The sequence below is a fragment of the Burkholderia sp. SIMBA_051 genome, assembly GCF_046534915.1.
Lineage (GTDB): Bacteria > Pseudomonadota > Gammaproteobacteria > Burkholderiales > Burkholderiaceae > Burkholderia > Burkholderia ambifaria.
Genome location: NZ_JAWRXS010000382.1, coordinates 1 through 265, shown reverse-complemented (window position 1 = coordinate 265; position 265 = coordinate 1). Strand labels below are relative to the sequence as shown.

The following is a 265-nucleotide window of genomic DNA, read 5'->3' as shown; positions in this document are numbered from 1 at the left end:
CGCACATGGCTTGGTGGCACACCAACGAAGGCAACGTGCACGACAACATCGGCGAGATCGGCGTGACGCCGATGATTCGCTTCATCAAGGCATCCGGGTCGATCCGTCCTTTCATCGAAGTGGGCGCCGGCGTGCGGCTCCTGTCGAGTCCGAGAATTTCCTCCGACTTCACGCTCGGCTCGGCGTTCCAGTTCGCCGACGTCGCGGGCGTGGGCGTGCAGTTCGGCCATCGCCAGCAGTATCAGGCGGGCTACCGCTTCCAGCA

General features: G+C 63.8%; 1 protein-coding gene. It reads left to right on the top strand.

Going from position 1 to position 265, the window contains the following annotated elements; genetic code table 11:
* Positions 1–265, top strand: a 265-nt coding sequence (locus SB771_RS34960; protein WP_410722037.1) for an acyloxyacyl hydrolase, incomplete at both ends; no start/stop codon positions are given.